The organism is Arthrobacter sp. CC3 (assembly GCF_039907775.1).
In the GTDB taxonomy this organism is placed as follows: Bacteria; Actinomycetota; Actinomycetes; order Actinomycetales; family Micrococcaceae; genus Arthrobacter.
Window position 1 is genome coordinate 157,286 of the sequence record NZ_JARCCY010000003.1, and the last position, 24,508, is coordinate 181,793.

General features: G+C 67.3%; 20 protein-coding genes. 13 read left to right on the forward strand and 7 right to left on the reverse strand.

Annotation, left to right across the window (positions count from 1 at the left end; translation table 11 throughout):
* Window positions 1–206: 206 nt before the first annotated feature.
* Window positions 207–1,010, reverse strand: coding sequence for a class III extradiol ring-cleavage dioxygenase (locus PV761_RS02555; RefSeq protein WP_028270374.1), 804 nt, complete (start codon window positions 1,008–1,010; stop codon window positions 207–209).
* 217 nt (window positions 1,011–1,227) lie between these two features.
* Between PV761_RS02555 and PV761_RS02560 the strand changes: the two genes are divergently transcribed.
* The 5 genes from PV761_RS02560 to araA all read left to right on the forward strand — a co-directional run bounded on the left by PV761_RS02560 (window position 1,228) and on the right by araA (window position 8,045).
* The gene (locus PV761_RS02560) at window positions 1,228–2,886 is read left to right on the forward strand and encodes a substrate-binding domain-containing protein (RefSeq protein WP_347894076.1); all 1,659 of its coding nucleotides are present in this window, start codon (window positions 1,228–1,230) and stop codon (window positions 2,884–2,886) included.
* A 4-nt stretch (window positions 2,887–2,890) separates the two neighbouring features.
* Window positions 2,891–3,904, forward strand: a complete 1,014-nt coding sequence (locus PV761_RS02565; RefSeq protein WP_347894077.1) for a LacI family DNA-binding transcriptional regulator — start codon at window positions 2,891–2,893, stop codon at window positions 3,902–3,904.
* Window positions 3,905–4,034: 130 nt separating this feature from the next.
* Window positions 4,035–5,798, forward strand: coding sequence for a ribulokinase (gene araB, locus PV761_RS02570; protein WP_347894078.1), 1,764 nt, complete (start codon window positions 4,035–4,037; stop codon window positions 5,796–5,798).
* Window positions 5,795–6,475 carry an L-ribulose-5-phosphate 4-epimerase gene (locus tag PV761_RS02575; RefSeq protein ID WP_347894080.1) on the forward strand — a complete coding sequence of 227 codons (681 nt, stop codon included), beginning with the start codon at window positions 5,795–5,797 and terminating at the stop codon, window positions 6,473–6,475. The genes araB and PV761_RS02575 overlap by 4 nt, the downstream gene beginning before the upstream one ends.
* A gap of 34 nt (window positions 6,476–6,509) precedes the next feature.
* On the forward strand, window positions 6,510–8,045 hold the full coding sequence (araA, locus tag PV761_RS02580; protein WP_347894082.1) for an L-arabinose isomerase: 1,536 nt from the start codon (window positions 6,510–6,512) through the stop codon (window positions 8,043–8,045).
* A 21-nt stretch (window positions 8,046–8,066) separates the two neighbouring features.
* On the opposite strand, the gene PV761_RS02585 is transcribed toward araA, so the two are convergent.
* Window positions 8,067–9,167 carry a trypsin-like peptidase domain-containing protein gene (locus PV761_RS02585; RefSeq protein ID WP_347894084.1) on the reverse strand — a complete coding sequence of 367 codons (1,101 nt, stop codon included), beginning with the start codon at window positions 9,165–9,167 and terminating at the stop codon, window positions 8,067–8,069.
* A gap of 161 nt (window positions 9,168–9,328) precedes the next feature.
* On the opposite strand from PV761_RS02585, the gene PV761_RS02590 reads away from it, so the two are divergent.
* Window positions 9,329–10,858: an alpha-N-arabinofuranosidase gene (locus tag PV761_RS02590; protein WP_347894225.1), complete on the forward strand. Its 1,530-nt coding sequence runs from the start codon at window positions 9,329–9,331 to the stop codon at window positions 10,856–10,858.
* 18 nt (window positions 10,859–10,876) lie between these two features.
* Here PV761_RS02590 and PV761_RS02595 read toward each other — a convergent pair whose 3' ends face one another.
* A complete protein-coding gene (locus PV761_RS02595) occupies window positions 10,877–11,875 on the reverse strand; it encodes a family 43 glycosylhydrolase (protein ID WP_347894086.1) in 999 nt (332 codons plus the stop codon).
* A 148-nt stretch (window positions 11,876–12,023) separates the two neighbouring features.
* Here PV761_RS02595 and PV761_RS02600 point away from each other — a divergent pair, with 148 nt between their 5' ends.
* From PV761_RS02600 to efeB, 4 genes are all read left to right on the forward strand, one after another.
* Window positions 12,024–13,028 carry a LacI family DNA-binding transcriptional regulator gene (locus PV761_RS02600; protein WP_347894088.1) on the forward strand — a complete coding sequence of 335 codons (1,005 nt, stop codon included), beginning with the start codon at window positions 12,024–12,026 and terminating at the stop codon, window positions 13,026–13,028.
* A gap of 103 nt (window positions 13,029–13,131) precedes the next feature.
* On the forward strand, window positions 13,132–13,986 hold the full coding sequence (efeU, locus tag PV761_RS02605) for an iron uptake transporter permease EfeU (protein ID WP_043438067.1): 855 nt from the start codon (window positions 13,132–13,134) through the stop codon (window positions 13,984–13,986).
* 31 nt (window positions 13,987–14,017) lie between these two features.
* Window positions 14,018–15,244 (forward strand): iron uptake system protein EfeO, encoded by a 1,227-nt coding sequence (gene efeO / locus PV761_RS02610; RefSeq protein ID WP_347894091.1) that lies wholly within the window; start codon window positions 14,018–14,020, stop codon window positions 15,242–15,244.
* On the forward strand, window positions 15,241–16,641 hold the full coding sequence (gene efeB / locus PV761_RS02615; RefSeq protein WP_347894093.1) for an iron uptake transporter deferrochelatase/peroxidase subunit: 1,401 nt from the start codon (window positions 15,241–15,243) through the stop codon (window positions 16,639–16,641). Before efeO ends, efeB begins: the two co-directional genes overlap by 4 nt.
* Here the strand turns inward: efeB and PV761_RS02620 are convergent.
* From PV761_RS02620 to PV761_RS02635, 4 genes are all read right to left on the reverse strand, one after another.
* Entirely contained in the window at window positions 16,634–17,827 is a 1,194-nt protein-coding gene (locus PV761_RS02620) for a fumarylacetoacetate hydrolase (RefSeq protein WP_347894227.1), read from the reverse strand. The two genes, efeB and PV761_RS02620, sit on opposite strands and share 8 nt — an antisense overlap.
* Window positions 17,828–17,832: 5 nt before the next feature.
* A complete protein-coding gene (locus PV761_RS02625; protein WP_347894095.1) occupies window positions 17,833–19,305 on the reverse strand; it encodes an aldehyde dehydrogenase (NADP(+)) in 1,473 nt (490 codons plus the stop codon).
* The gene (locus PV761_RS02630; protein ID WP_347894097.1) at window positions 19,302–20,648 is read right to left on the reverse strand and encodes an L-fuconate dehydratase; all 1,347 of its coding nucleotides are present in this window, start codon (window positions 20,646–20,648) and stop codon (window positions 19,302–19,304) included. The genes PV761_RS02625 and PV761_RS02630 overlap by 4 nt, the downstream gene beginning before the upstream one ends.
* 141 nt (window positions 20,649–20,789) lie before the next feature.
* Entirely contained in the window at window positions 20,790–21,518 is a 729-nt protein-coding gene (locus tag PV761_RS02635) for a GntR family transcriptional regulator (protein ID WP_347894099.1), read from the reverse strand.
* A 285-nt stretch (window positions 21,519–21,803) separates the two neighbouring features.
* Here PV761_RS02635 and PV761_RS02640 point away from each other — a divergent pair, with 285 nt between their 5' ends.
* The 3 genes from PV761_RS02640 (at window position 21,804) to PV761_RS02650 (ending at window position 24,490) form a co-directional block, all read left to right on the forward strand.
* On the forward strand, window positions 21,804–23,090 hold the full coding sequence (locus PV761_RS02640) for an MFS transporter (RefSeq protein ID WP_347894101.1): 1,287 nt from the start codon (window positions 21,804–21,806) through the stop codon (window positions 23,088–23,090).
* 103 nt (window positions 23,091–23,193) lie between these two features.
* Window positions 23,194–23,526, forward strand: coding sequence for a metalloregulator ArsR/SmtB family transcription factor (locus tag PV761_RS02645; RefSeq protein WP_028270391.1), 333 nt, complete (start codon window positions 23,194–23,196; stop codon window positions 23,524–23,526).
* Window positions 23,513–24,490 (forward strand): TIGR03086 family metal-binding protein, encoded by a 978-nt coding sequence (locus PV761_RS02650; protein ID WP_347894104.1) that lies wholly within the window; start codon window positions 23,513–23,515, stop codon window positions 24,488–24,490. The genes PV761_RS02645 and PV761_RS02650 overlap by 14 nt, the downstream gene beginning before the upstream one ends.
* The last annotated feature ends 18 nt before the right edge of the window (window positions 24,491–24,508 follow it).

A 24,508-nucleotide genomic window follows, 5' to 3' on the forward strand; every position in this document is an offset into this window, starting at 1 on the left:
ACTTGGGCCGACGGGACTCGGACCGTTTTTGCCCGGATGCTCGGGGTTTTTGTACGTATCCAGTGGGGCCGGTATCGGTCGTGATTATGGGGGATTCTATCCGTGGGTCGTGGGTTCGATCCCCACAGGGCCCACTCTTTTAGCGAAGAGTGGAAAACCTCCGGCATCCTGGCGACAGGAGGCCGGAGGTTTTTTGTTGCCCGGAACTACTTGCCGGTGAGTGTCCACGAGCGCTTGGAGAGGCCGAACCAGAAGCCGTCGATGGCCGTTTTCGCCTTCAGGTCGCCGGATTCGTAGGCTGCGCCCAGGGCTACGTAGAGCGGAGCCCAGTGCTCGCTGCGGGGATGCGCTTCACGGGCGGCCGGTGCCTTCTTGAGGAAGTCCAGGATGGAGTCGACGTCGCCGGCCGCCATGGTTTCCTCGGCCCAGTGGTCGAACTCGCTTGAAACGGAGGGCGGCGTGGTGTCCGGCCCGGCTGCCGGGTTGAACCAGCGGAGGTTGTGCGTGGTGAAGCCCGATCCCACGATGAGCGTGCCGCGGTCCCGCAGCGGCGCCAGCGTCTTGCCCAGGTTGAACAGGCCCTGCGGATCCAAGGTGGGCATGGACATCTGAAGCACGGGGATGTCGGCCTCGGGGAACATTTCCACGAGCGGCACGTAGGCGCCGTGGTCCAGGCCGCGTTCCTCGTCGCGCTCCACGTGGTGCCCGTGGGTGGAAACGAGCTTCTCCACTTCGGTGGCCAGCTCCCCGGCCTGGGGTGCGTTGTAGGTGACGTCGTAGTACTTCTGCGGGAAACCCCAGAAGTCGTACACCAGCCCCGGGTTCCGGGTGGTGGCGCTGAGGGTCACCGGCGCGTTTTCCCAGTGCGCGGACACCATCAGGATGTCCTTGGGCTTGCCGAAGGTGCCCGACCACGCGCTGAGCTCGCTGGTCCAGCGGGCGTCGTCGGCCAGGGGAGGAGCTCCGTGGCTCAGGAAGAGTACCGGAGGGCGGTCAAGTGTCTGCGTCATGTTTCTATTCTAGGATCATTTACTTGAAACTTCAACCATCATTTTCGATGGTTGCGCGGCATTGATTGCCGGGGCATGGGCGGATGTGATGCCAGCCACTCACTTACGTATACTGGAACGGTTTTGCAGCCAGACTTGGGGCTTCCCGCTAGCAAGGGATAGTGGCCGGCAAACGCCTCCCGCCCATCAGGATCCCCAGCAGTTAGGTACCGCGCCCATGTCAGGTCGCCGAGCAGCAGGCCCCCAGCGCCACGGCCGATTCCCCCGCAAGTCACCGTTCTTCTGGCCCAGGATCCTGATGATCACCGGCGTGGTGGTGGCCATTGCCGTTGCCGCCGCGGCTGTCCTCTGGATCACCGGGAACCGGTCGCCGCTGGCCGCCCAGCGGTGTGAGGTCCCTGCGGAAGTGCGCGTCGGCGCCGATGCCACCATCGCACCTGCGCTGGAGAGTGCGGCTGCGAAAGTGCCCGCCGAGGCCTGCGTGAAATACACGATCGAAACCCGGACGCAGCCTGAGCTGGCCGCGACAGTGGCCGCGGGCAAGAACGCCCCGGATCTGTGGGTGGCCGACTCGGCCGTCCGTGTGCAGCGCGCGGGGGCTGCCATGGTGCCTGAGATCGCCGTGCCGTCCCTGGCTTCGACGCCCGGTGTGATTGTTGGGCGCCAGGGGGAAGTTCCCGGATTTGCCACCTGGATCAGCGCCCTGCAGACGCCCGGCGTCCGGTTCAGCGACCCGCTGGTGACCGGGAGCGGGGAAGTGGCGCTGCTGGGCGCGCTCTCCGAAGTGGAGGCCGGACGCGCGGAAGCGAAGACGCTGCAGGCTGCCACCGCGCAGCTGGCCCAGAGCGAGAGCCAGCGCACGGGAGAGAAACTGACCGACGCCAAACAGCTCGAAGCGGTGGCCGCCGGAGGGGGATTCGCCATCGTTACCGAGCAGGCCTGGCTGTCCTTCGCGCAGACGCCGGCCGGCGCCAAGCTTGCCGCGTCGATGCCGCACACCGGGTCGGTGTCCTTGGACTACCCCGTGGCACTCACCGCCGCAGGCAGGGCGCGCGGCGGTGCTGCCGCGGACGCCGCCAAGGCCCTGGCATCCGCCCTGGCAACCGAGGAGGGAATGAAGGCGCTCGCCGATACCGGCCTTCGGCCCGTGGACGGCAGCCGCACGCCGGACCAGAAGGGCGTGGGCAGCGTTGCGGCCCTCAAACCGGCGTCGTCGGAATCGGTGCAGCGGACGCTCAAAGGCTGGTCCCTCCAAGCCATTCCCTTCAGGTCGCTGGTGGTTATGGACGTGTCCGGTTCCATGAACTTCCAGGCCGGGGAACAGACCCGCATGCAGCTCACCCAGCAGGCGGCCATCGCCGGCAGCAAGCTGTTTCCCAACACCGCAGCCCTGGGAATGTGGGCGTTTTCCATTGGGCTGGGCGGCGGCAGCCAGGACTACGTGGAGCTCGATCCCATCCGGAAAATGGACCAGCTGGTTGGCGGCGTCACGCAGCGCGACCGCCTGGTGGCCGATATCTCCGGGCTGGACAAGCGGACCGGCGGTGCCACGGGGCTCTACGACACGACCCTTGCCGCCTACCGCACCGTCAAGGCGAACTACGATGCTCGCGCCGTCAACAGCGTGATCCTGTTTACCGACGGCGCCAATGAAGATCCGGACTCACTCAGCCTCGAGGAATTGCTCGAAGCCCTGGAACGCGAACGTGACCCCGCCAAGCCCGTGGTGATCGTCAGCATCGGCATCACCGAGGACGCGGACGCCGAGACCCTCCGGAAGATCTCGGAAGTCACCGGCGGCACGAGCTATGTTGCGAGGAATCCGGAGGACATCCCGAGCGTTTTCGTGGATGCGCTGCAGGCTCGCGCACAATAGCTTCATGGCTTACAGCAGCGAGCGGCGCCTTCCGCGACTTGAAGACGTGGCGGAACGTGCCGGCGTCTCGCACCAGACGGTGTCCCGCGTCATCAACAACCACCCCAACGTCAGCAAGGCCACCAGGGAACGCGTTGAGGCTGCCATCGCCGAGCTGGGGTACCGGCGCAACACCGCTGCGCGCAGCCTGGTGACGCGGCGTTCGCACACCATCGGCGTCCTGGCCAGCGAGCTGTCCCAGTACGGCCCCGCCAACACCCTCCTCGGGGTGGAGCAGGCCGCCCGCGATGCCGGCTATTTCGTGAGCATTGCGGCCATCCGCGAGGTCAGCGCGGAATCGATCAGCGATGCGGCGCGCCACTTCATGGACCAGGGCGTGGACGGAATCGTGGCGCTGGTTCCGCACACCGGGACGCTGCAGGCCCTGGAGAACCTGAACCTGGACGTGCCCGTGGTGGTGGTGGGGTCCAGCGGCGAAGGCCGCTTCAGTGGCGCCATGGTGGACCAGAAACTGGGTGCCCGGCTCGCCGTCGAGCATTTGATTGAGCAGGGCCATAAGCGCATCGGGCATATCTCCGGGCCCCGGGACTGGATCGACGGCGCGGAGCGCGCCGAAGGCTGGCGCGAGGCGCTGGTGCAGGCGGGACTGGCTGACGACCTGATTGTCGAGGGCGATTGGAGCGCCGGCAGCGGCTACGGCATCGGCCAGCAGCTCGCCGTTGCGCATGCAGCCACCGCGGTTTTCGTGGGCAATGACCAAATGGCATTGGGCCTGCTGCGGGCGTTCGGCGAAGCGGGCGTGCGGGTGCCGCAGGACGTCTCCGTCGTAGGGTTCGACGACCAGCCGGAAGCAGGCTATTTCACGCCGCCGCTCACCACGGTCCGCCAGGACTTCGAGGAACTTGGCCGGCGCTGCATGGACATGATGCTGGCCCTCCTCGAAGACGGCGCCGGAGCAGGCGCCACGGTGGTGGAGCCCCGGATCGTGGTGCGGGCAAGCACCGCCCCGCCCGCCTGACCAAACCCGTTAGCAAGCGCTCCTTTCGGCGCGTGGACCATCCCGGCTCGCCGCAATGCCTTGACAGCAAAGTTGTTAGCGCTAACAATTAAGGGCAACCGCAAAGCAGCGGAGACTATTGGAGGAATTGATGGACGTCACAGCAGACGGTTCAGACAGCTTTGTGATCGGCGTCGACTACGGCACGCTGTCCGGGCGGGCCGTGGTGGTCCGCGTCCGGGACGGCAAGGAACTGGGCAGCGGTGTGTTTGAGTACCCGCATGCCGTGGTGACGGATGTTCTCCCGGCGGATGTGGCGGGTGACAGTGCCGCGCGGCTGCCCGGCGAATGGGCGCTGCAGGTGCCCAACGACTACCGTGACGTGCTGCGCCGGGCGGTGCCCGCCGCCATTGCCGACGCCGGGATCGATCCCGCCGCCGTGGTGGGCATCGCCACCGACTTCACGGCCTGCACCATGGTTCCGGTCACGTCCGAGGGCGCGCCCCTGAACGAAATTTCCGGCTTCGCCAACCGGCCGCACGCCTACGTGAAGCTGTGGCGCCACCATGCCGCACAGCCGCAGGCGGACCGGATCAACGCCCTGGCCGCGGAGCGCGGCGAAAACTGGTTGCCGCGCTACGGCGGGCTCATCTCCTCCGAATGGGAGTTCGCCAAGGGACTCCAGCTGCTGGAGGAGGACCCGGAAGCCTACGCCGCCATGGATCACTGGGTGGAGGCGGCCGACTGGATCGTCTGGCAGCTGTGCGGCAACTACGTCCGCAACGCCTGCACCGCCGGTTACAAGGGCATCTACCAGGACGGCCGCTATCCGTCCGAGGAATTCCTGTCCGCCCTGAACCCGGACTTCAAGGACTTCGTCAGTTCCAAGCTGGAGCACACCATCGGGCGGCTCGGCGATGCAGCCGGCTTCCTGACGGCAGAAGCCGCTGCCTGGACCGGGCTTTCGGAAGGCATCGCCGTCGCGGTGGGCAACGTTGACGCCCACGTCACGGCACCGGCAGCGAAGGCGGTGGAGCCCAGCCAGCTGGTGGCCATCATGGGCACCTCCACCTGCCACGTCATGAACGGCGCCGAACTTCGTGAAGTCCCGGGCATGTGCGGCGTGGTGGACGGCGGAATCGTGGACGGGCTGTGGGGCTACGAAGCCGGCCAAAGCGGCGTGGGGGACATCTTCGGCTGGTTCACCGGCAACGGCGTCCCGCCCGAATACCACCAGGCTGCCGCCGAACAGGGGGTTGGCATCCACGAGTACCTCACGGAACTGGCCTCCCGCCAGGCCATCGGCGAACACGGGCTCCTTGCCCTGGACTGGCACTCGGGCAACCGCTCGGTGCTGGTGGACCATGAACTCTCCGGGGTTGTGGTGGGCCAGACGCTGGCAACGCGCCCCGAAGACACCTACCGCGCGCTGCTGGAAGCCACGGCGTTCGGCACACGCACCATTGTGGACGCCTTCCGGGACTCGGGCGTGCCGGTCAAGGAATTCATCGTTGCCGGCGGCCTGCTGAAGAACAAGCTCCTCATGCAGATCTACGCGGACGTCACCGGCCTGCCGCTCTCCACCATCGGCTCAACCCAAGGGCCCGCGCTTGGCTCGGCCATCCACGCCGCCGTCGCGGCCGGCAGATACCCGGGCATCCGGGCTGCCGCAGCCGCCATGGGTTCGGAGCCCGGCGGGATCTATATTCCGATTCCGGAAAATGTTGCCGCCTACGAGGAACTCTTCCGCGAGTACCGCACCCTGCACGACTACTTCGGCCGCGGCACCAACAGTGTGATGCACCGGCTCAAAGCCATCCAGCGCGCGGCGAAGCCGTCGTTTGCGGCTGCCGCCGGTCAGGATGCCGCCGGGCAGGCAGCGGCCGTACCGTCCGCAGCGCAGGTGTCCGCATGAGCGACCTCCTGGAAACCATCGCCCGGGTCCGCCGCGAAGTCTGCGATCTCCACGCCGAACTCACCCGCTATGAGCTGGTGGTGTGGACGTCCGGCAACGTCTCGGCCCGGGTTCCCGGCCGGGACCTGATGGTCATCAAGCCGTCCGGTGTCTCTTATGCGGACCTCATTCCCGAGAGCATGGTGGTCACGGACCTCTACGGCGTCCCCGCAGAGGGCGGGTGGGGCAACCCGCCGTTCTCGCCGTCGTCGGACACTGCCGCGCATGCATACGTCTACCGGCATATGCCGGAAGTGGGTGGCGTGGTGCACACGCACTCCACGTACGCCACGGCGTGGGCGGCCCGCGGCGAAGCGATCCCGTGCGTCCTCACCATGATGAGCGACGAGTTTGGCGGCAGCATTCCGGTGGGCCCTTTCGCCCTGATCGGCGACGACTCGATCGGCCAGGGAATCGTGGAGACGCTGCGCAACTCCACCTCTCCGGCGGTCCTGATGCAGAACCACGGCCCGTTCACCATCGGCAAGGATGCCCGCTCCGCGGTCAAGGCCGCCGTGATGTGCGAGGAAGTGGCACGCACGGTGCATATCTCCCGCCAGCTGGGCGAACCGCTGCCCATCGACCAGGGCAGCATCGAATCCCTCTACGCCCGCTACCAGAACGTCTACGGCCAATAGCGCCGGCCACCCCCACTTCTCCAGGAGAACCCCCATGAGCAACGCCAACAACACGTCCGCCAACAGAACTTCGCTCGAACAGTACGAGGTCTGGTTCCTCACTGGCAGCCAGCACCTCTACGGCGAGGATGTCCTCAAGCAGGTCGCCGCGCAGTCGCAGGAGATTGCCAGCGTGCTGAACGAATCCTCCGATGTTCCGGTCAAGGTGGTCTGGAAGCCGGTCCTCACGGATTCGGATGCCATCCGCCGCACCGCCCTGGAAGCCAACTCGGACGATTCAGTGATCGGTGTGACGGCCTGGATGCACACGTTCAGCCCCGCCAAGATGTGGATCCAGGGCCTGGACCTGCTGCGGAAGCCGCTGCTGCACCTGCACACCCAGGCCAACGTTGAGCTGCCCTGGGCGGACATCGACTTCGACTTCATGAACCTCAACCAGGCAGCCCACGGCGACCGTGAATTCGGCTACATCCAGTCCCGCCTGGGCATTCCCCGCAAGACCGTGGTGGGCCACGTATCCAACCCGGAGGTGACCCGGCAGGTGGGCGTCTGGCAGCGGGCTTCAGCCGGCTGGGCCGCGGTCCGCACGCTGAAACTGACCCGCTTCGGCGACAACATGCGCAATGTGGCCGTCACCGAAGGTGACAAGACCGAAGCCGAGCTGCGCTTCGGCGTTTCGGTGAACACCTGGTCCGTTAACGAGCTCGCCGACGCCGTACACGGCGCTGCAGAGTCCGACGTAGACGCCCTCGTTGCCGAGTACGAGCGCCTCTACGACGTGGTCCCGGAACTGAAGGCCGGGGGAGCGCGGCACGAGTCGCTCCGCTACAGTGCGCGGATCGAACTGGGCCTGCGCGGCTTCCTCGAAGCCAACGGCTCCGCCGCGTTCACCACCTCCTTCGAGGACCTGGGCGAACTGCGCCAGCTGCCCGGCATGGCCGTGCAGCGGCTGATGGCCGACGGCTACGGCTTCGGCGCCGAGGGCGACTGGAAGACGGCCATCCTGGTCCGCGCGGCCAAAGTCATGGGCTCCGGACTTCCCGGCGGCGCCTCCCTGATGGAGGACTACACCTACCACCTCGCCCCCGGCGCGGAGAAGATCCTGGGCGCGCACATGCTGGAGGTCTGCCCGTCGCTGACCGCCACGAAGCCGCGCGTCGAGATCCACCCGCTGGGCATCGGCGGCAAGGAAGACCCCGTCCGGATGGTCTTCGACACAGACGCCGGCCCCGGCGTCGTGGTGGCCCTGTCCGACATGCGTGACCGTTTCCGCCTCGTGGCGAACGCCGTCGACGTCGTGGACCTGGACGAGCCGCTGCCCAACCTGCCGGTGGCACGGGCGCTGTGGAGCCCGAAGCCCGACTTCGCCACCTCCGCCGCTGCCTGGCTGACCGCCGGAGCGGCCCACCATACGGTGCTCTCCACCCAGGTGGGCATGGACGTGTTCGAGGATTTCGCCGAAATTGCGAAGACCGAACTGCTGGCCATTGACGAAGGCACCACCATCAAGCAGTTCAAGAAGGAACTGAACTGGAACGCGGCCTATTACAAGCTGGCCGGCGGGCTTTAGGGCCCGCGCACGTGCCGCCCGTCAGCCTTCCGCGGCGGGACGGGCGGCCAGCGTGACTTTGGCTTCCCTGGATTCCGTGCCCCGGCGGTAACCCACATTGACCGTCTGGTCCGGGCTCTTGCCGCGGAGCTCGGCCAGCAGGTCCTCCGGGGAGGCCAGCTCCTTGCCGTCCAGGGCGGTGAGTACATCGCCGGGGCGGATGCCGGCACGGTCCGCCGGTCCGCCGCTGACCACCGAAAGCACCAGGGCGCCGCGGGTGTTTTGGAGCCCCAGCTGTTCGGCAATCTGTGAGGTGATCCCGCCCGGGCGGAGGCCGATAAAGGCGTGGTCCGCTGTGCCGTCCTCGCGCAGCTGTTCTGCCACCCGGACGGCCGTTGCGGCCGGAATGGCGAAGCCCAGCGCCACGGCGCCGGACTGCGGCGGAATGTACGCCTCACTGATGCCGATCACCTCGCCCCGGGAATTGACGACGGCGCCGCCGGAGTTCCCGGGGCTGATGGCGGCGTCGGTCTGGATCAGGTCCACCAGTGACTGGCTGCTGGCCGCCGAGCCGGGGATCTCGCGGTGCAGCCCGGAGATGATGCCTGCCGTCGCCGTGTTCTCGAAGCCCAGCGGCGAGCCGATCACGACGGCCAGCTCACCCACCCGCGGAAGGTCGGACTGGAACTTCGCCGCCGGAAGCCCGGTGCGCTTGGCCTCCACGAGGGCCAGGTCCGAAATGGCGTCCGTGGCCTTGACCGTCCCGGCAACGCGCTGGCCGTCGGCAAAAGCAACCTCCACGTCAGTGTTGCCGCGCACCACATGCTCATTGGTGAGGATCAGCCCCTCGGCCGCGAAGACCACGCCGCTGCCCACGCCGCCGTCGGTCAGGATGGTGACAACCGAAGGCTGGACGTTCTCCACGATGGTCGGAATGTCCGCGGCGGTCTGTGGTGTGCCGGGCTGTGTTCCGCCCGGCTGGGCGGGCTGGGCCGGTGTGCTGGCGGCGGACGTTGTGGCGGACGTGGGGCGCTGGCCCGGCGGCGGACTCGCCGTGCATCCGGCCAGCGCCAGCCCAAAAACAGCCGCCAGGGCCGCGGCGCGCTGCGCCGCACCGGGCATTCCGGTATTCCAGGTACTCATCAGGCTGCCTTTCCTTCGTCCAGGGGTCGACAGAACCGGCGTGTCCGCGGCCGTCCCTTGACGGCAGCGCCTTCACCACCAAGAATAGATTTCTATAACGTTGTAGAGACCGAGAAAACGAGGATGTTTACGTGAGTGCAACCGAAAACGCCGCAGGCGAGATGACCGCCAAGGCAACCGCCAAGATCACCCTGGACCCCGCCTTCACCGTGGGCCCTGTCCGGCGCCGCACCTTCGGCGCTTTCGTGGAGCACCTTGGCCGCTGCGTCTACACCGGCATCTTCGAGCCGGGCCATCCGACGGCGGACGGGGACGGCTTCCGGGCCGACGTCCTGGAACTCACCCGCGAACTGGGCGTGTCCACCGTGCGTTACCCCGGTGGCAACTTCGTCTCCGGCTACCGCTGGGAGGACGGTGTGGGGCCGGTGGAGCAGCGCCCGGCGCGCCTCGACCTGGCCTGGCACTCCACCGACCCCAACCACGTGGGCGTGGACGAGTTCGCCAAATGGTCCGCCAAGGCCGGCGTCGAACCGATGATGGCCGTGAACCTGGGCACCCGCGGGACGCAGGAAGCCCTGGACCTGCTGGAATACTGCAACATCGACGGCGGCACGGCCTTTTCCGACCAGCGCCGGGCCAACGGGGCAGAAAACGGCTACGGCATCAAGATGTGGTGCCTGGGCAATGAGATGGACGGCTTCTGGCAGATCGGCCACAAGAACGCCACCGAATACGGCCGGCTCGCGGCCGACACCGCCCGCGCCATGCGGATGGTGGACCCTGACCTGGAACTCGTGGCCTGCGGCAGCTCGGCCCCCGGCATGCCCACGTTCGGCGAGTGGGAGCGTGTTGTCCTCACCGAAACGTACGAGCTGGTGGACCTGATCTCCGCCCACCAGTACTTCGAGGACTTCGGCGACCTTCAGGAACACCTTTCATCCGGGCACCGGATGGAGGCATTCATCAAGGACATCGTGGCCCACATCGACCACGTGAAGTCGGTCAAGAAGTCCGCCAAACAGGTCAACATCTCCTTCGACGAATGGAACGTCTGGCACATGAGCCGCGACGAATCCAAGGCGCCCACGGGCAAGGACTGGCCGGTGGCCCCCGTGCTGCTCGAGGACCGGTACACCGTCGCGGACGCCGTGGTGGTGGGTGACCTGCTCATCACCCTGCTCCGCAACACCGACCGCGTGCACTCCGCCAGCCTGGCGCAGCTGGTGAACGTCATTGCCCCCATCATGACCGAACCCGGCGGCCGCGCCTGGAAGCAGACCACCTTCCACCCGTTCGCGCTTACCTCACAGCACGCCCACGGCACGGTGCTGCAGCTCGCCGTCGAATCCCCGCTGCTCAGCGGAGGGAAGACCGCGGACTTCGCCGCACTGTCCGCCGTCGCCACGTTCGACGAGGCCTCCGGGCAAGCAGTAGTTTTTGCCGTGAACCGCTCAGCCACAGACGCGCTCACGCTGGACGCCGCCGTCGCCGGGCTGGGGAACGTCAAGGTTGTTGAGGCGGTCACCTTCGCCAACAAGGACCCCTACTGGCAGGCGACGGCGGACGACTCCACCTCAGTGGTGCCCGGCGAAAACGTCAGTGTAAAGCTCGACGGCGGCCGGCTCGCCGCCGAGCTCCCCGCAGTCTCCTGGAGCATGGTCCGCCTGGCCGTTGACGGCGCTGCGGGCTAGGCCGAAAGCGGGCCGGAACTAGCTCTCCAGCAGAGCCGGATCGAGGTGAACGGGGGCGTCCAGGTCGCGAGTGCAGACCAGGGCGTCCCCTTCCACGTGCAGCCGCGCCGCGTGGATGCTGGTGCGCTGCTCCCGGACCGCCCGGGCCGGGTCCGCCAGGCCGCTCACCATGTCGGTGTCCTGCCATTCGGGGTGCGTGAAATAAAAGATGTAGGCGTGATCGCCCTGGGTCACCACATCCGCGTGCCGCCCGTAAGTGGCGTCGTCCGCTCCCGTGCCGGGGGCGTCCAGAATGCGGCCGTTGTTTGCCTCCTGCCGGGTCCAGGCCAGACCGTCGGCCGAACGGTGCACCGCCTGGCCGCGCCACTCGTCCACCACCATCCAGTACCAGCCGCCCAGCCGGAACACGTTGGGACCTTCGTGTGCGGGCAGCCCGATCGCCTGGCCCTCGGCCCGCCAGCGGCCGTTCGCTTCTTCCAGGGCACCTTCGCGGACAGCGGACCAGGTGGTGGAGCCGTCCACCTCGTCCTTGAACCAGAGGCGCGCACGGCCGTCCGACACCACGGCGAAGGCGGCGTCAATGACGTTTTCGGAGCCGGCGTCCACGCGGCCTACGAACTCCCACTGCTCCAGGTCGCTGCTGGTGAAGTGCACCAGCCGGCGCCGGGTCTGCTCGGCCCAGCTGCCCGGAGCGCCCGCGCCCCAGGTCAGGAACATGTGATATCTGCCGTCGTGCCACACCACTTCCGGCGCCCAGTGGGTGTTCAGGCCGGGGCACTCTTCGGGGTCGAGCCCCTCCGCTACGCCGCGGTACTGCCAGGTGGCCCCGGCGTCCGTGGAGACGGCAATTCCGATCCTGGTGCCGGTAATCCAGTCCACACCGCCGGTGGTGAGCGTGGCGCGCCGGGCCGTGTAGAACATCCACCACTCGGCGGTGCCGCGGCGGTGGATGACAACGGGATCGGCGGCGCCGTCGAACACGGGGCAGCGGAAGAGGGGCGACGGGGCAAACGGCATTGCTGTTCCTTTGGGATCTGCCGGACCGGCCGGCCCGGCTGCTGCTGACCCGCCAACTCTATAACGTTGTATATCCTGTGGACAGGGCAAAACCGGGGCCCGTCTGCAACGATGTAGCTGAAAGTGTTGCCGGGGAAGGGAATCACCTGTGGCTGTGACCATGAACGACGTTGCGCGCGCCGCCGGCGTCTCGTTGAAGACCGTGTCCAATGTGCTCAACGATTACGAGTTCATCCGGCCGGCCACCAAGCAGAAGGTCCTTGATGCCATTGCGGAACTCGGCTACGAAGCCAACCTGACGGCCCGCAGCCTGCGCTCCGGGAAAAGCCGCATGCTGGGGCTGGTGCTGTCCGATCTCTCCGTGCCCTACTACGCGGAACTGGCCTCCCGGCTGATGAGCATCGCCACCGGCCGCGGCTACCGGGTCCTGGTGGAACAATCCGGGGCGGAGGCGGCGCACGAGTTGAGCGCGCTGCAGGGCCCGTTCCGCCAGCTAACGGACGGCCTGCTGTTCACCCCGCTGGCCCTCGACGCCGGGACCATCGCCGCGCGGCAGGGCACCAAGCCGATCGTGATGCTGGGCGAACACATCACGGACCCGCGGTTCGACCTGGTAACCATGAAAAACTCCGAGGCCGCGGCGGCAATCACGGCCCATCTCCTCGCAGGCGGCCGGCGCCGGATTGCGGTCCTGGGCGCGGCTGCAGGGGACACCACGGACAGCCCGGGCCTGCGCCTTAACGGGTACAAACAGGCGCTGGAGGCTGCGGGGGTGGAGTTCGATCCCGCCCTGGTGGTGCAGTGCGACTGGCGCCGCGACGGCGGGGCCTCCGCCGTCGTCGGCCTGGCCCGCAGCGGCGTCCGGTTCGACGCCGTCTTCGGCCTGAATGACGCAATCGCCCTGGGTGCCATGCACGAGTTGCTGATCCGCGGCATCAAGGTGCCGGACGACGTGGCGGTGGCAGGCTTTGATGACATCAACGAGGCCCGTTTCGCGTCGCCGTCCCTCACCACGGTGTCGCCAGGCATGGAGGAAATAGCCGAGCGGTCCATCAAGCTGCTCATCGACCGGATCGAGGGTGCGGAGCCGGCGGCCGGCGGGGTCCACGTGGAGGCGGGGTTCGAGCTGAAGGTGCGGGACTCGGCGCCGTAACGTTCGCTCAATTACCTCACGTTTAGTTTGCTTAATTCAGGTGCGTGGGTGATCCTCTTATAAGGCAAGCCTAACCTTGGCTGCGATATCTGAGGCTCCACGAATGACAGCAAACTATTTGATCGGCCTGCGCGAAGGCCTCGAGGCGACACTCGTCGTTGTGCTCCTGATGGCATACCTGCTCAAAACCGGGAGGCAGCACCTGCTGCCCAGGCTGTGGGCGGGCGTCGGATTTGCCGTCGCCGTGTCGGCAGGGTTTGGTGCGCTGCTCACCTTCGGTCCGCGCGGCCTCACGTTCGAGGCGCAGGAGGCCATCGGCGGGAGTCTTTCCGTTGTGGCGGTGGCGCTGGTGACGTGGATGGTTTTCTGGATGGCCCGCACGGCCCGTACCCTCGGCACCGGACTCCGCTCGCAGGTGGACCGGGCTGCAGGTGGCGCCGGGTGGGGGCTCGCCGCCGTCGCCGCACTGGCCGTGGGCCGGGAAGGCCTTGAAACCGCGCTCTTCCTGTGGGCGGCTGCCCAGGCCACGGGAGAGTCGGCAACGCCGCTGTTCGGTGCGTTGCTGGGGCTGGCCACCGCCGTCCTGCTCGGGTTCCTGCTGCACCGGGGTGTCCTCAAGATCAACCTCGGCGCGTTCTTCACCTGGAGCGGCGCGGCGCTGATCGTCATCGCCGGAGGCGTGCTTGCCTACGCTGTCCACGACTTCCAGGAGGCCGGGATCCTCCCCGGGCTCCACAGCCTGGCCTTTGACGTATCGGCGGCGATCCCGCCGTCGTCCTGGTACGGCACCCTGCTCAAAGGCACCCTGAATTTCTCGCCTGCCACCACATGGCTGGAAGCTGCTGCCTGGCTGCTGTACGTCCCGGCCGTGCTCTTCTTCTACCTCCGCTCCAACCGACGTGCCCGCGCATCATCCCGTCCGGACACAGCTGCCCGGGCAACCGTCGCGGCATCCTGACCCCCACCCCCGCACCCCAAGGACCAACCCCATGCCCAGCCCCAGCCTGCCCAATTCCGCCCCGTCCGCAATCCACCCGCAGGGCCGCCGGCGTGGCCCTGCCAGCCGCCTGGCCGCTGCAGCCGCCGTCGTGGTTCTTCCGCTGATGCTGGCTGCCTGCACGGACAATGCTGCGCCGTCGTCCTCGGCCGGGGCCGACGGCCCGATCCGGGTCACCAGCACCGGCGATGCCTGCAAGGTATCCACGGCGTCCGCGAAGAGCGGCAACCTCACGTTCGCCGTCCAGAACGACGGCGATCAGGTCACCGAGTTCTACCTGCTGGCCGAAGACGGCCTGCGGATCCTGGGCGAGGTGGAAAACATCGGGCCCGGCCTGACGCGGAACCTGGTGGTCACAGTCCCTGCAGGGAAATACAACGCGGCCTGCAAGCCTGGCATGGTGGGCGACGGCATCCGGGCCGGTTTCGACGTGGTGGACTCCGGCACACAGCCTGCCGTCGACAGCGACCTGAAAGCGCTCTCCGACCAGGGGACCGCCCAGTACGTGGCCTACGTCAAGGACCAGACGGAGCAGCTGCTGGCCGGTACGAAGAAATTCGCCGAGGCCTACGCGGCCGGCGATGCCGCCACTGCCAAGGAGCTTTACGCCGCAACGCGCATGCACTGGGAACGGATCGAACCGGTGGCCGAGTCCTTCGGCGACCTAGACCCCAAGCTGGACGCCCGCGAGGCGGACCTGGCCGAGGGCGAGGAATGGACCGGGTGGCACCGCGCCGAAAAGGACCTGTTCCCGCCGGCCGGGTTCCAGGCCCTTAGTGCGGCGGAGCGTGACAAGCTCGCTGCCCGGCTGGTGGCCGACACGGAAGAGCTGGCCAAGCGCACGCGGACCGTGGAGCTCACCGCCGACAAGCTGGGCAACGGCGCCAAGGAACTGCTGGACGAGGTGGCCACCGGCAAGGTCACTGGTGAAGAGGAAATCTGGTCCCACACGGACCTCTGGGACTTCCAGGCCAACGTGGACGGCGCCCGGATCGCCTTCGAAAACCTCAAGCCCGTGCTGGAACAAAAGGACCCGGAGCTTGCCAAGAGCCTCGACACCAAGTTCGCCGCGCTGCAGGCAGAACTGAAGACCCACGCCCGGGGTGACGGCTTTGCCTACTACAACGAGCTGAGCCCCGAGCAGGTCCAGCGCCTCGCCGCCCTGGTGGATTCCCTGGGCGAGCCGCTGTCCAACCTCACCGCGGCAGTCGTGCTGTGACCGGCTGCCCTTTCGGCGGGGGCCAGGGCCGTGCGGGCCAGGGCGGTGCGGGCCGGGACGGTGCGGGCCAGGGCCGGCAGGCCACGTCCCAGGAAGGGCCGCCGGCCGGCCCGGCAGCCGCGCGCGGCGTTTCGCGCCGCGGCCTGCTCTCCTTCGCCGGGGTCGGGGGCGCCGGCGCGCTGGCCGGCCTCGCCGCCGGGCTGTGGGGACGCGACGCCGTCGTGGCGGCCGTACCTGCCGACGACGCACCGGCCAACGACACCGTGCCGTTCCACGGGGAACGCCAGGCGGGAATTACGACGGCGGCGCAGGACCGCCTGCACATGGCCGCCTTCGACCTCATCACCGAGGACCGGGACGAGCTGATCCGGCTCCTGAAAGACTGGACCGCCGCCGCGGAGGCGATGACCCAGGGCCGGGAAACCGGGGAAACCGGCGCGGCCGGCGGCTCCTACGATGCGCCGCCGCAGGACACCGGCGAAGCCATGGGCCTCAGCGCCGGCAAGCTCACCGTGACCTTCGGCTTCGGCGCCGGCCTGTTCGAAAAGGACGGGAAAGCGCGGTTCGGGCTCGAGGGCCGCCGCCCGGAGGCCTTGATCGACCTGCCGCACTTCCCCGGCGATGACCTTCAGGCGGGACGCAGCGGCGGTGACATCATCGTGCAGGCATGTGCCGACGATCCCCAGGTTGCCGTGCACGCCATCCGCAACCTGGCACGGCTGGGGTTCGGGAAGGTCCGCGTCCGCTGGTCCCAGCTGGGCTTCGGACGCACGGCCTCCACGTCCCGGGCACAGCAGACGCCCCGCAACCTTTTCGGCTTCAAGGACGGCACCAACAACCTCAAGGCTGAGGACACGGACCTGCTGGAGAACCACGTCTGGGCGGAGGCCGGCACCCGGCCGGGAGAGGCCTGGATGGAGGGCGGCAGCTACCTCGTGGCCCGCCGGATCCGCATGCATATCGAAATCTGGGACCGGACATCGCTGGGCGAGCAGGAAGCCCTGATCGGCCGGACCAAGGCCGAGGGCGCCCCCTTGTCCGGCGGCAAGGAATTCACCGCCCCGGACTTCACCATCAAGGGCAAGGACGGCGAGCCCCTGATGGGCATGGATTCACATGTCCGGCTGGCCCACGCCGACCAGAACGGCGGCGTCCGGATGCTGCGCCGAGGGTACAACTACACGGACGGTTCCGACGGGCTGGGGCATCTCGACGCGGGGCTATTCTTCATTGCCTTCGTCAAGGACCCGCGCACCCACTACGTGCCCATGCAGATGGCCATGGCCAAACAGGACACCCTGGCCGTGGAGTACCTCAAGCACACCGGCTCCGCCCTGGCCGCCGTGCCGCCGGGCACCAAACCCGGCGGCTACATCGGCGAAGGGCTGTTCAGCTAAGGCCGGCCGTGCCCGCAGCTGAAGCGGGCTGCTCCTGCACTGCCAGGTACGTGAACAGCTGACGCAGCCCGAAACGCCAGGGTGGCAGCTCCTCGGCGGCACCCACGGTGTTGACCAGGGCGCCGAGGTGGCGGCTGCGGATGGTGACCACGTCCCCCATCTTGTGGGTGAATCCCTGGCCCGGCTGGTCCCGGTCCTGCGTGGGTGCGAACAGCGTGCCGGTGAACAGTGCGAAGCCGTCCGGGTACTGGTGGTGCTTGCCGAAGGTGGCCGCCACCAGCTCCTCGAATGGACGGCTGATCCTGGCCGAGGTGTTCCGGCCCTCCAGCAGGTACCCGTCCGGTCCCTCCACCCGGAGCAGGATCTCTTCCTGCCGCAAGGTCTCAAGGGTGAATCCGCCGTCGAACAGCCGGATCAGCGGCCCCAGCGCGCTGGAGGCGTTGTTGTCCTTGGCCTTGCCCAGCAGCAGGGCGCTCCGCCCTTCGACGTCGCGGAGGTTCACGTCGTTGCCCAGCGTGGCGCCCACCACCTTGCCGGCGGACGTGGAGATCAGCACGAGTTCCGGCTCCGGGTTGTTCCAGGAACTGAACGCGGGAATCCCGACGCCGGCACCGAGGCCTACCGAGGACAGCACAGGGGCCTTGGTGAAGACCTCCGGGTCCGGGCCGATGCCCACCTCAAGATACTGCGACCACAGCCCTTCGGCGGTGAGCACCCGCTTGGCTTCGGCAGCTTCGGGGGAGCCTGGCCGTACGTCGCCGATGCTGCCGCCGAGTGCCCTGCCCACGAGCTCACGCATTTCCTTGGCCCTGCCGGCATCTCCGGCGCAGCGCTCCTCGATGACGCGCTCGATCATGCTGTCCACAAAGGTGACCCCGCAGGCCTTGATGACCTGGAGGTCAACGGGAGCCAGCAGGTGCGGACGGGAAGTGTCCTGCGCCAAGGACGCTTCGAGGACGTCCGCCGTCTTCCACCGTGGCACTGTCAGGGCGGAACGGACGTCCGCAGCGGGTTCCGAACCTTCCAGCAGTTCCGACACTGTCCCGGCGAGGTGCTGCAGATCGAACACGTCCCCGCCCCGAACCGCCACAACCCGGGGACCGGAGGTTTCCGCGTCCCAGAGACGGCCGATGAGAAGGGCGTCCTCCGCGTCCTCCGGAAGGACGGCCGCGACCGACGCCGGCAGCGCCGTCACAGCAGGCCTTCCGCTCGTGCGGACGGGCGCTGCCAGACGCCGTCGACCCTTTGCGGAACGTTCCAAGGGTTGGCATCCTGCAGCGGCTCCGGCAGCCGCGGCTGCGGGAAGGACTGGTAGGCCACCGGCCGCAGGAACCGCCGGATGGCGGCCGTCCCCACGGATGTGGTGCCCGACGTCGTGGCCGGATAGGGGCCGCCGTGGTGCTGGGCGTAACTGACGGTCACTCCTGTGGGCCAGCCGTTCCAGAGCAGGCGCCCGCTGATGTCCGCGAGCCTGCCGGCAAGCTCCGCGATGTCGTCCCCGGCTTCGGCCTGCAAGGTAGTGGTCAGCTGGCCTTCCAAGAGACCGGCAAGGGCGGCCAGTTCGGATTCATCGCTGTACTGCACCACCAGGCTGGCGGGCCCGAACATCTCCTGTCGGAGGATTCCGGGATCGCGGCGGACCGCTTCGGAAGTGGTCAGCAGGACGGTTGGTGCCGGAGCCTCGGCGAAGTCGCCGTCGAGCAGCACCTGAACGCCCGCCGTGTCCCGCAGCGCGCCGACTGCCTGCCGGTAGCCCTGGTGCAGCCGTTCGCTGAGCAGCTGGGCGGGAGCGAAATCCCTCAAGGCATTCCGGAGGCTGTCCCGGACCTCGTCCGTTTGTCCGGCAGGGACGAACAGCACACCCGGTTTGGTGCAGAACTGCCCCATGCCGAGGGTGAAAGAGCCGGCGTAGCCAGTGACGATCTCGTCGCGCCGCGCGGCCCAGGCGTTGCCGGTGACGAAGACGGCATTGATGCCGCCCAGTTCCCCGAAGAAGGGGATCGGTTCCGGCCGCGCGGCCGCACGGTCGAACAATGCCCGGCCGCCCGCCGTCGAACCCGTGAAACCGATGGCCTTCACCAGCGGGTGGTCAACCAGCGCTTCGGCAGCCTGGCGGCCGGTCACCAGGGAGAAGAGGCCCGACGGCGCCCCGGCGGCTTCCAGCGCGGCGGTCACCGTTTCGGCGGTGCGGACCGCGAGCTCCCGGTGGCCGTCGTGTGCCTTGTGCACGACGGCGCAGCCGGCCGCCAATGCAGACGCGGAATCACCGCCCATCACGCTGAAGGCGAAGGGGAAATTGGATGCCCCGAAGACCCCGACGACGCCGAGCGGAACGTTGTACCGGCGAAGGTCGGGCCGCGGCCCCATGCCCCAGGCGGCATCGTCATGGTCGATCGTCGCGTCGAAGTGCTCACCGCGGCGGATTTCGTCAGCGAAAATCCGGAGCTGGAAGACGGTGCGCTTCAGCTCGCCCTGGAGGCGGGATTCGGCGAGATGGGTTTCGGCGACCGCAAGATCAACAAGGTCCGCAGCGTCGTCTTCCAGGCCGGCGGCTACCCCCTCGAGCCAGGCTGCCCTGGTTCCGGGACCTGCCAGCCGGGCCTTTTCGAACGCCGCGTGCGCGGCCTCGACGGATGCGTCCAGTTCGGCTGGGGTGCTGTTCATCGGCCGGCTCCCGCAAGTGCAAGGCTGCCGCCGGTAACCGCGGCACGGTTGCCCACTTCAAGCCAGCCCTCACCGGAGGGGAACTCCCAGCGCGTCCGGGAGGCGCTGAGCATTTCCGCCCCCGTGCCGGGGAGCTGCGGGGCGGCATAGCGTCCGCCAACGATCCGGACCGGCTCGGCGAAGTGCTCGTGGAGGTGGTCCACGTATTCGATCATGCGGCCGTCCTGGCTTCCGGTGATGGCGGCGTAGTCGAAGAAGGAGAAGTGCTGGACAAGCTCGCACAGGCCCACACCGCCGGCGTGGGGGCAGACCGGGACGCCGAACTTGGCGGCGAGCAGCAGGTTGGCGATGTTCTCATTGACTCCGCCCACGCGGGTGGAGTCGAGCTGCAGGACGTCGATGGCGTTGGCCTGCAGCAGTTGCTTGAACACAATCCGGCTTGCCACGGCCTCGCCGGTGGCCACGCGGACCGGTGCGACTCCCTTCCGGATCTCCGCATGCCCCAGGATGTCGTCAGTGCTGGTGGGCTCTTCGATCCAGTACGGGTTGAACTCCGCGAGCTGGTTGACCCAATCAATCGCCTCGGACACCTCCCAGCGCTGGTTGGCGTCGATGGCGATGGGGAGCTCGCCCACGGCCTGCCGTGCGAGGGCCATGCGTCGGCGGTCGTCGGCGATGTCGCCACCCACCTTGAGCTTGATCATCGAGAAGCCGGCAGCTGCCGCTTCCTTGCTGAGCCGAACCAGTTTCTCGTCGCTGTAACCCAGCCACCCGGGAGAGGTGGTGTAAGCGGGGTAGCCGTCAGCCCGGAGGCTCGCGATGCGGGCCGCCTTGCCGTTCTGGCCCGCGCGGAGGATTTCCATTGCCTGCTGCGGGTTCAGGGCGTCGCGGATATGGGTGAAGTCCACAACGTCCACGATCTCCTCCGGGGACATCTCGCTCAGGAGCAGCCAGAGCGGCTTGTTCTCGCGCCGGGCGCGGATGTCCCACAGGGCGCTGACCAGCGCGCCGGCGGCCATCTGCGTGACGCCCTTTTCCGGGCCGAGCCAGCGGAGCTGGGAGTCGTGGATGAGGCGCTTGGAGGCATTGCCCAGGTCATAGATCAGTTCTTCGATGTCCCGGCCGCGCAGAAGCCCCGCGTAGGACTCGATGGCGGCAGTGAGGATCTCGCTGCCGCGGCCGCAGCTGAAAACGAAGCCGTGGCCTTCGTCGCCCGCGTCGGTGCGGATGACGACGTAGGCGGCGGAGTAGTCGGGGTCAACGTTGACCGCGTCGGAGCCATCGAGTTCCAGTGACGTGGGAAAGCGGACGTCCTGGGTGGTGATGGAAGTGATGGAAGGCATGGATCTCTTCTCTCGGATCGATCTGGAGGGTGTGCATGATTTCCTATATGAATTTCAGTAATCATATAGGAAGAGTGATCCAGATCAAGTCCGCGGCAAAAGAAAACCCCGGCCGCGGGGCCGGGGTCTGATCGCTTTGGTCTACTGGACGACGTGCCGTCGGGGTGGGCCGCTGTCCTCCAGCGGCGCGAGGTCGGCGTGTCCTTCGAAGGCCTGGGCGAAGCGGGCAAAGGAGTTTCGGATGTGCTCCGCCATGGCCGCTTCGGCTTCTTCCGGCCGGCAGGCCTGGATGGCCTCGCGGACAGCCGAGTGCTCCGCGACGGTGATGGCGCCGTCGACGTCGGCCGGGTAGAGGCGGAAGGTGTGCAGGTGGCAGTGCGTCTGGGCAAAGGCGTGGCGGACCACGGTATTGCCCGCGGCGGCGAGGATGGTGTCGTGGAACCTGGTGTCATGGGCCACCAGGTCCTGCCGCAGGTCGCCTTCGGATTTCATGGCCCCGCGGAACGCCTTAATCTCCTGCTCCAGTGCGGAGGCGGGGTTGGCCAGCCGGTCTACGGCAGCAGCCCGCGCAGCCCAGGGTTCCACCAGCAGCCGGAATTCAAAGAGGGAGCGCAGTTCGGCCAGGTCCAGCAGGGGAGTGGTGCTGTAGCCCTTGCCGGGGTTGTAGACCACCAGGTTGTCGCCTTCCAGCCGCTGAAGCACCTCGCGCACCGGCGTCTGCGAAACGCCCAAACTTCGCGAAACGGCGTCGATGTTGATCCGGGTGCCGGGCGCGATCTCACCCTCGAGGATGGAGGCGCGCATCGCTGTATACACATCGCTGACGGCGGCTTTGCCTCGGGAGATATCGGAAGACTGACGTGGGGGCACGCGCTGACCTCTTAGTGCTGGTTGGGGTGGTGTCCGGGTTGGAGTCGCTGGGGGAATCATATTCCACCGGGCTCGGGGGTGCTCTTGCGGGCGATTTTTTAGGAGGGCTTGATCTGGATCACATTTTCTATATGATTAACCCGATTCCTATATGATTTGGCATCGATATCTTCGGTGTCTTCCCCAGGCGCCCCAGGCGCCCGAAGCCATGTTCACGTCGAAGGAGACCACATGACTGCGCTCGGAAGTAAAGTTGCCAGCACGTCACCGACAAAAGATCCCCGAATGATGACCCGGAAGCGCTGGGTCATCATTTGGCTTGCTTTCATCGGGTTGAGTATCAATTACCTTGACCGCTCCAGCCTGAGTGTCGCCTTGCCGTTCATGGGCAAGGACTTCGAGCTAACCGCCACCCAGCAGGGCCTCATCTTTGCCGCCTTCTTCTGGGCCTACGACTTCTGCCAGCTTGCGGCCGGGTGGTACGTGGACAAGGTGGGACCGCGCAGGTCGTTCTCGCTGGCGGCCGTCTGGTGGTCCATCTTCACGATGGTGACCGCTGCCGCTACAAGCTTCTGGTCCCTGTTCGCAGCCCGCTTCCTCCTCGGCGTCGGCGAAAGCCCTGCGCCCAGCACGGCGGCGAAGGTGGTGGCCACCTGGTTCCCGGTCCGTGAACGTGCTTTCGCCACCAGCATCTGGGACTCGGGGTCCCGTGTGGGGGCCGTGATCGCGCTGCCCATCGTGACCCTGATCGTGGCACTGACCTCGTGGCATGCAGTGTTCATCATCATCGGCGTCGCCGGCCTCATCTGGGCTGCCGTCTGGTGGAAGGTGTACCGCAGCCCCCAGGAGCACCCCGGCGCGAACGCCGCCGAAGTGGCCTATATCGAAGAAGGCGGTGCCCGCGGCGAAGGCAGCGACGACGCCGACGCAGCCAAGCTGCCCTGGCGCTCACTCTTCAAGTACCGCACCATCCTCAGCATGATGTTCGGCTTCTTCTGCCTGAACAGCGCCATCTACTTCTTCATCACGTTCTTCCCCAGCTACCTCGTCAAGGAGCGCGGATTCGACCTGCTCAAGCTGGGCTTCTTCGGAGCCATCCCCGGCATCTGCGCGGTGCTGTGCGGCTGGCTGGGCGGATACCTGGCCGACCGTGCCGTGCGGGCCGGGGCGTCCGTCACCAAGGTCCGCAAGACCGCTATCGCCGGCGGCCTCGCCGGCGGCTCCGTCATTATGTTTGCAGCGCTCGTTCCGGAAGCCTGGATGGCGCTGGCGCTGCTTTCCGTTGCCTACTCAAGCCTCACCGTCGCAGCAACCGGCATCTGGTCGCTGCCCGCGGACGTTGCGCCGAGCTCCAGGCACGTCGGATCCATTGGCGGACTGCAGAACTTCGCCTCCAACCTGGCTGGCATCTTCACCCCGATCCTGATCGGCGTTCTGGTGGATCAGACCGGTTCCTTCGTGGCGCCGCTGGCGGTCATTGGAGCCGTCTCCCTCGTGGGGGCCGCCAACTACCTGTTCGTCATGGGAAAGATTGAACCCTTAAAGGTCAAGGAGTCCGTAGCGGCTGCGTAACTGCAAGACGGGGCGGCGGTTGCCCGGAGGGGTTGCCGCCGCTCTTTTGCATGCCCGGCCTCACCGCTTGCTTAATGCGTTAGTGACGACTAACGTATTTTCTGTGCCCGATCTTCTGGAAGTCGCAACGGAGCCCAACAGGCGGGCGCTGCTTCGGCTGCTGGCGGAGGGGGAGAAAACGGTCACCGAACTGTCCGGCCATTTTCCGGTCAGCAGGTCGGCCATCTCCCAGCACCTGCTGCTTCTTTCGGAAGTGGGGCTGGTGACCGCCCGGAAGGACGGCCGGAACAGGTACTACCGCCTGGACGGCGCCGGGATGGTCCGGCTGCGTGAACAATTCGAGGCCTTCTGGACAACCGAACTGGACCTGCTGGTGGCCGACGCCGGCCGGCTGGGCCAGCAACCATCGCAAGGGAATTCTGATGACATTCAATAAGACAGTATTCATTCCGGTTGACCCGGACGCCGCCTTCGAGCTCATCACGCAACCGGAGCGGTTGCGGCGCTGGAAGACCGTGGCGGCGCGGGTGGATCTGCGCGTGGGCGGAGACTACCGCTGGACCATCACGCCGGGGCACTCGGCGATGGGAAGTTTCACTGAAATCGAGCCGGGAAAGCGGATCGTCTACACGTGGGGCTGGGAGGGCGACGCCGGGCTGCCGCCGGGAGCGTCGACGGTGACCGTGAACCTGGAGGCTGTGGAAGGCGGAACCACGGTCCAGCTCATTCACGAGGGACTCTCGGAAGAGCAGGAGGCAGGCCACGCAGAAGGCTGGAACCATTTCCTCGAGCGCCTCGTCCTCCTTGCCGCCAGCGGAGACGCCGGTCCGGACGAATGGGCTGCTGCCCCGGACCCCATCGATGAACTCTCCAGCGCCGAGGCGGCCCTGGCGGTTGCCCAGCGGGTCCTCCGCAAGGTGGGGGAATCAGACCTGGAATCAGCGACGCCGTGCGAGGACTTCACCGTTGACGCCCTCCTGGACCATCTCTTTGGTTCGATCGCATCGATCGGCAAAGCCCTCGGCGTGACCGTGCCTGATCAGCCGGCTGCAACACCCGAGGTGCGGATTGCCGATGCCGCGCAGGCCACCCTGGAGGCGTTCCGCGCCCGCGGCACCGAGGGAGCCCTCGACATGGGCTTCGCAGAACTGCCGGCAACCACCGTGGCCAACATCCTGAACCTGGAACTGCTGGTCCACGCGTGGGACTTCGCCCGGGCAACCGGCCAGGAGCTCGGCGTCTCACCGGTCCTGTCCGACTACGTCCTTGGCCTCGCCCGCAACACCATCAGCCCGCAGATGCGCGGCAAGAGCTTTGCCGAGGAAACCCTGGTTGATGAATCGGCGGCAAGCCTGGAACGCCTGGTCGCCTTCACCGGCCGGCAGGTTGCCGGACTCTAGCGTCGTCGGGAAAGAACG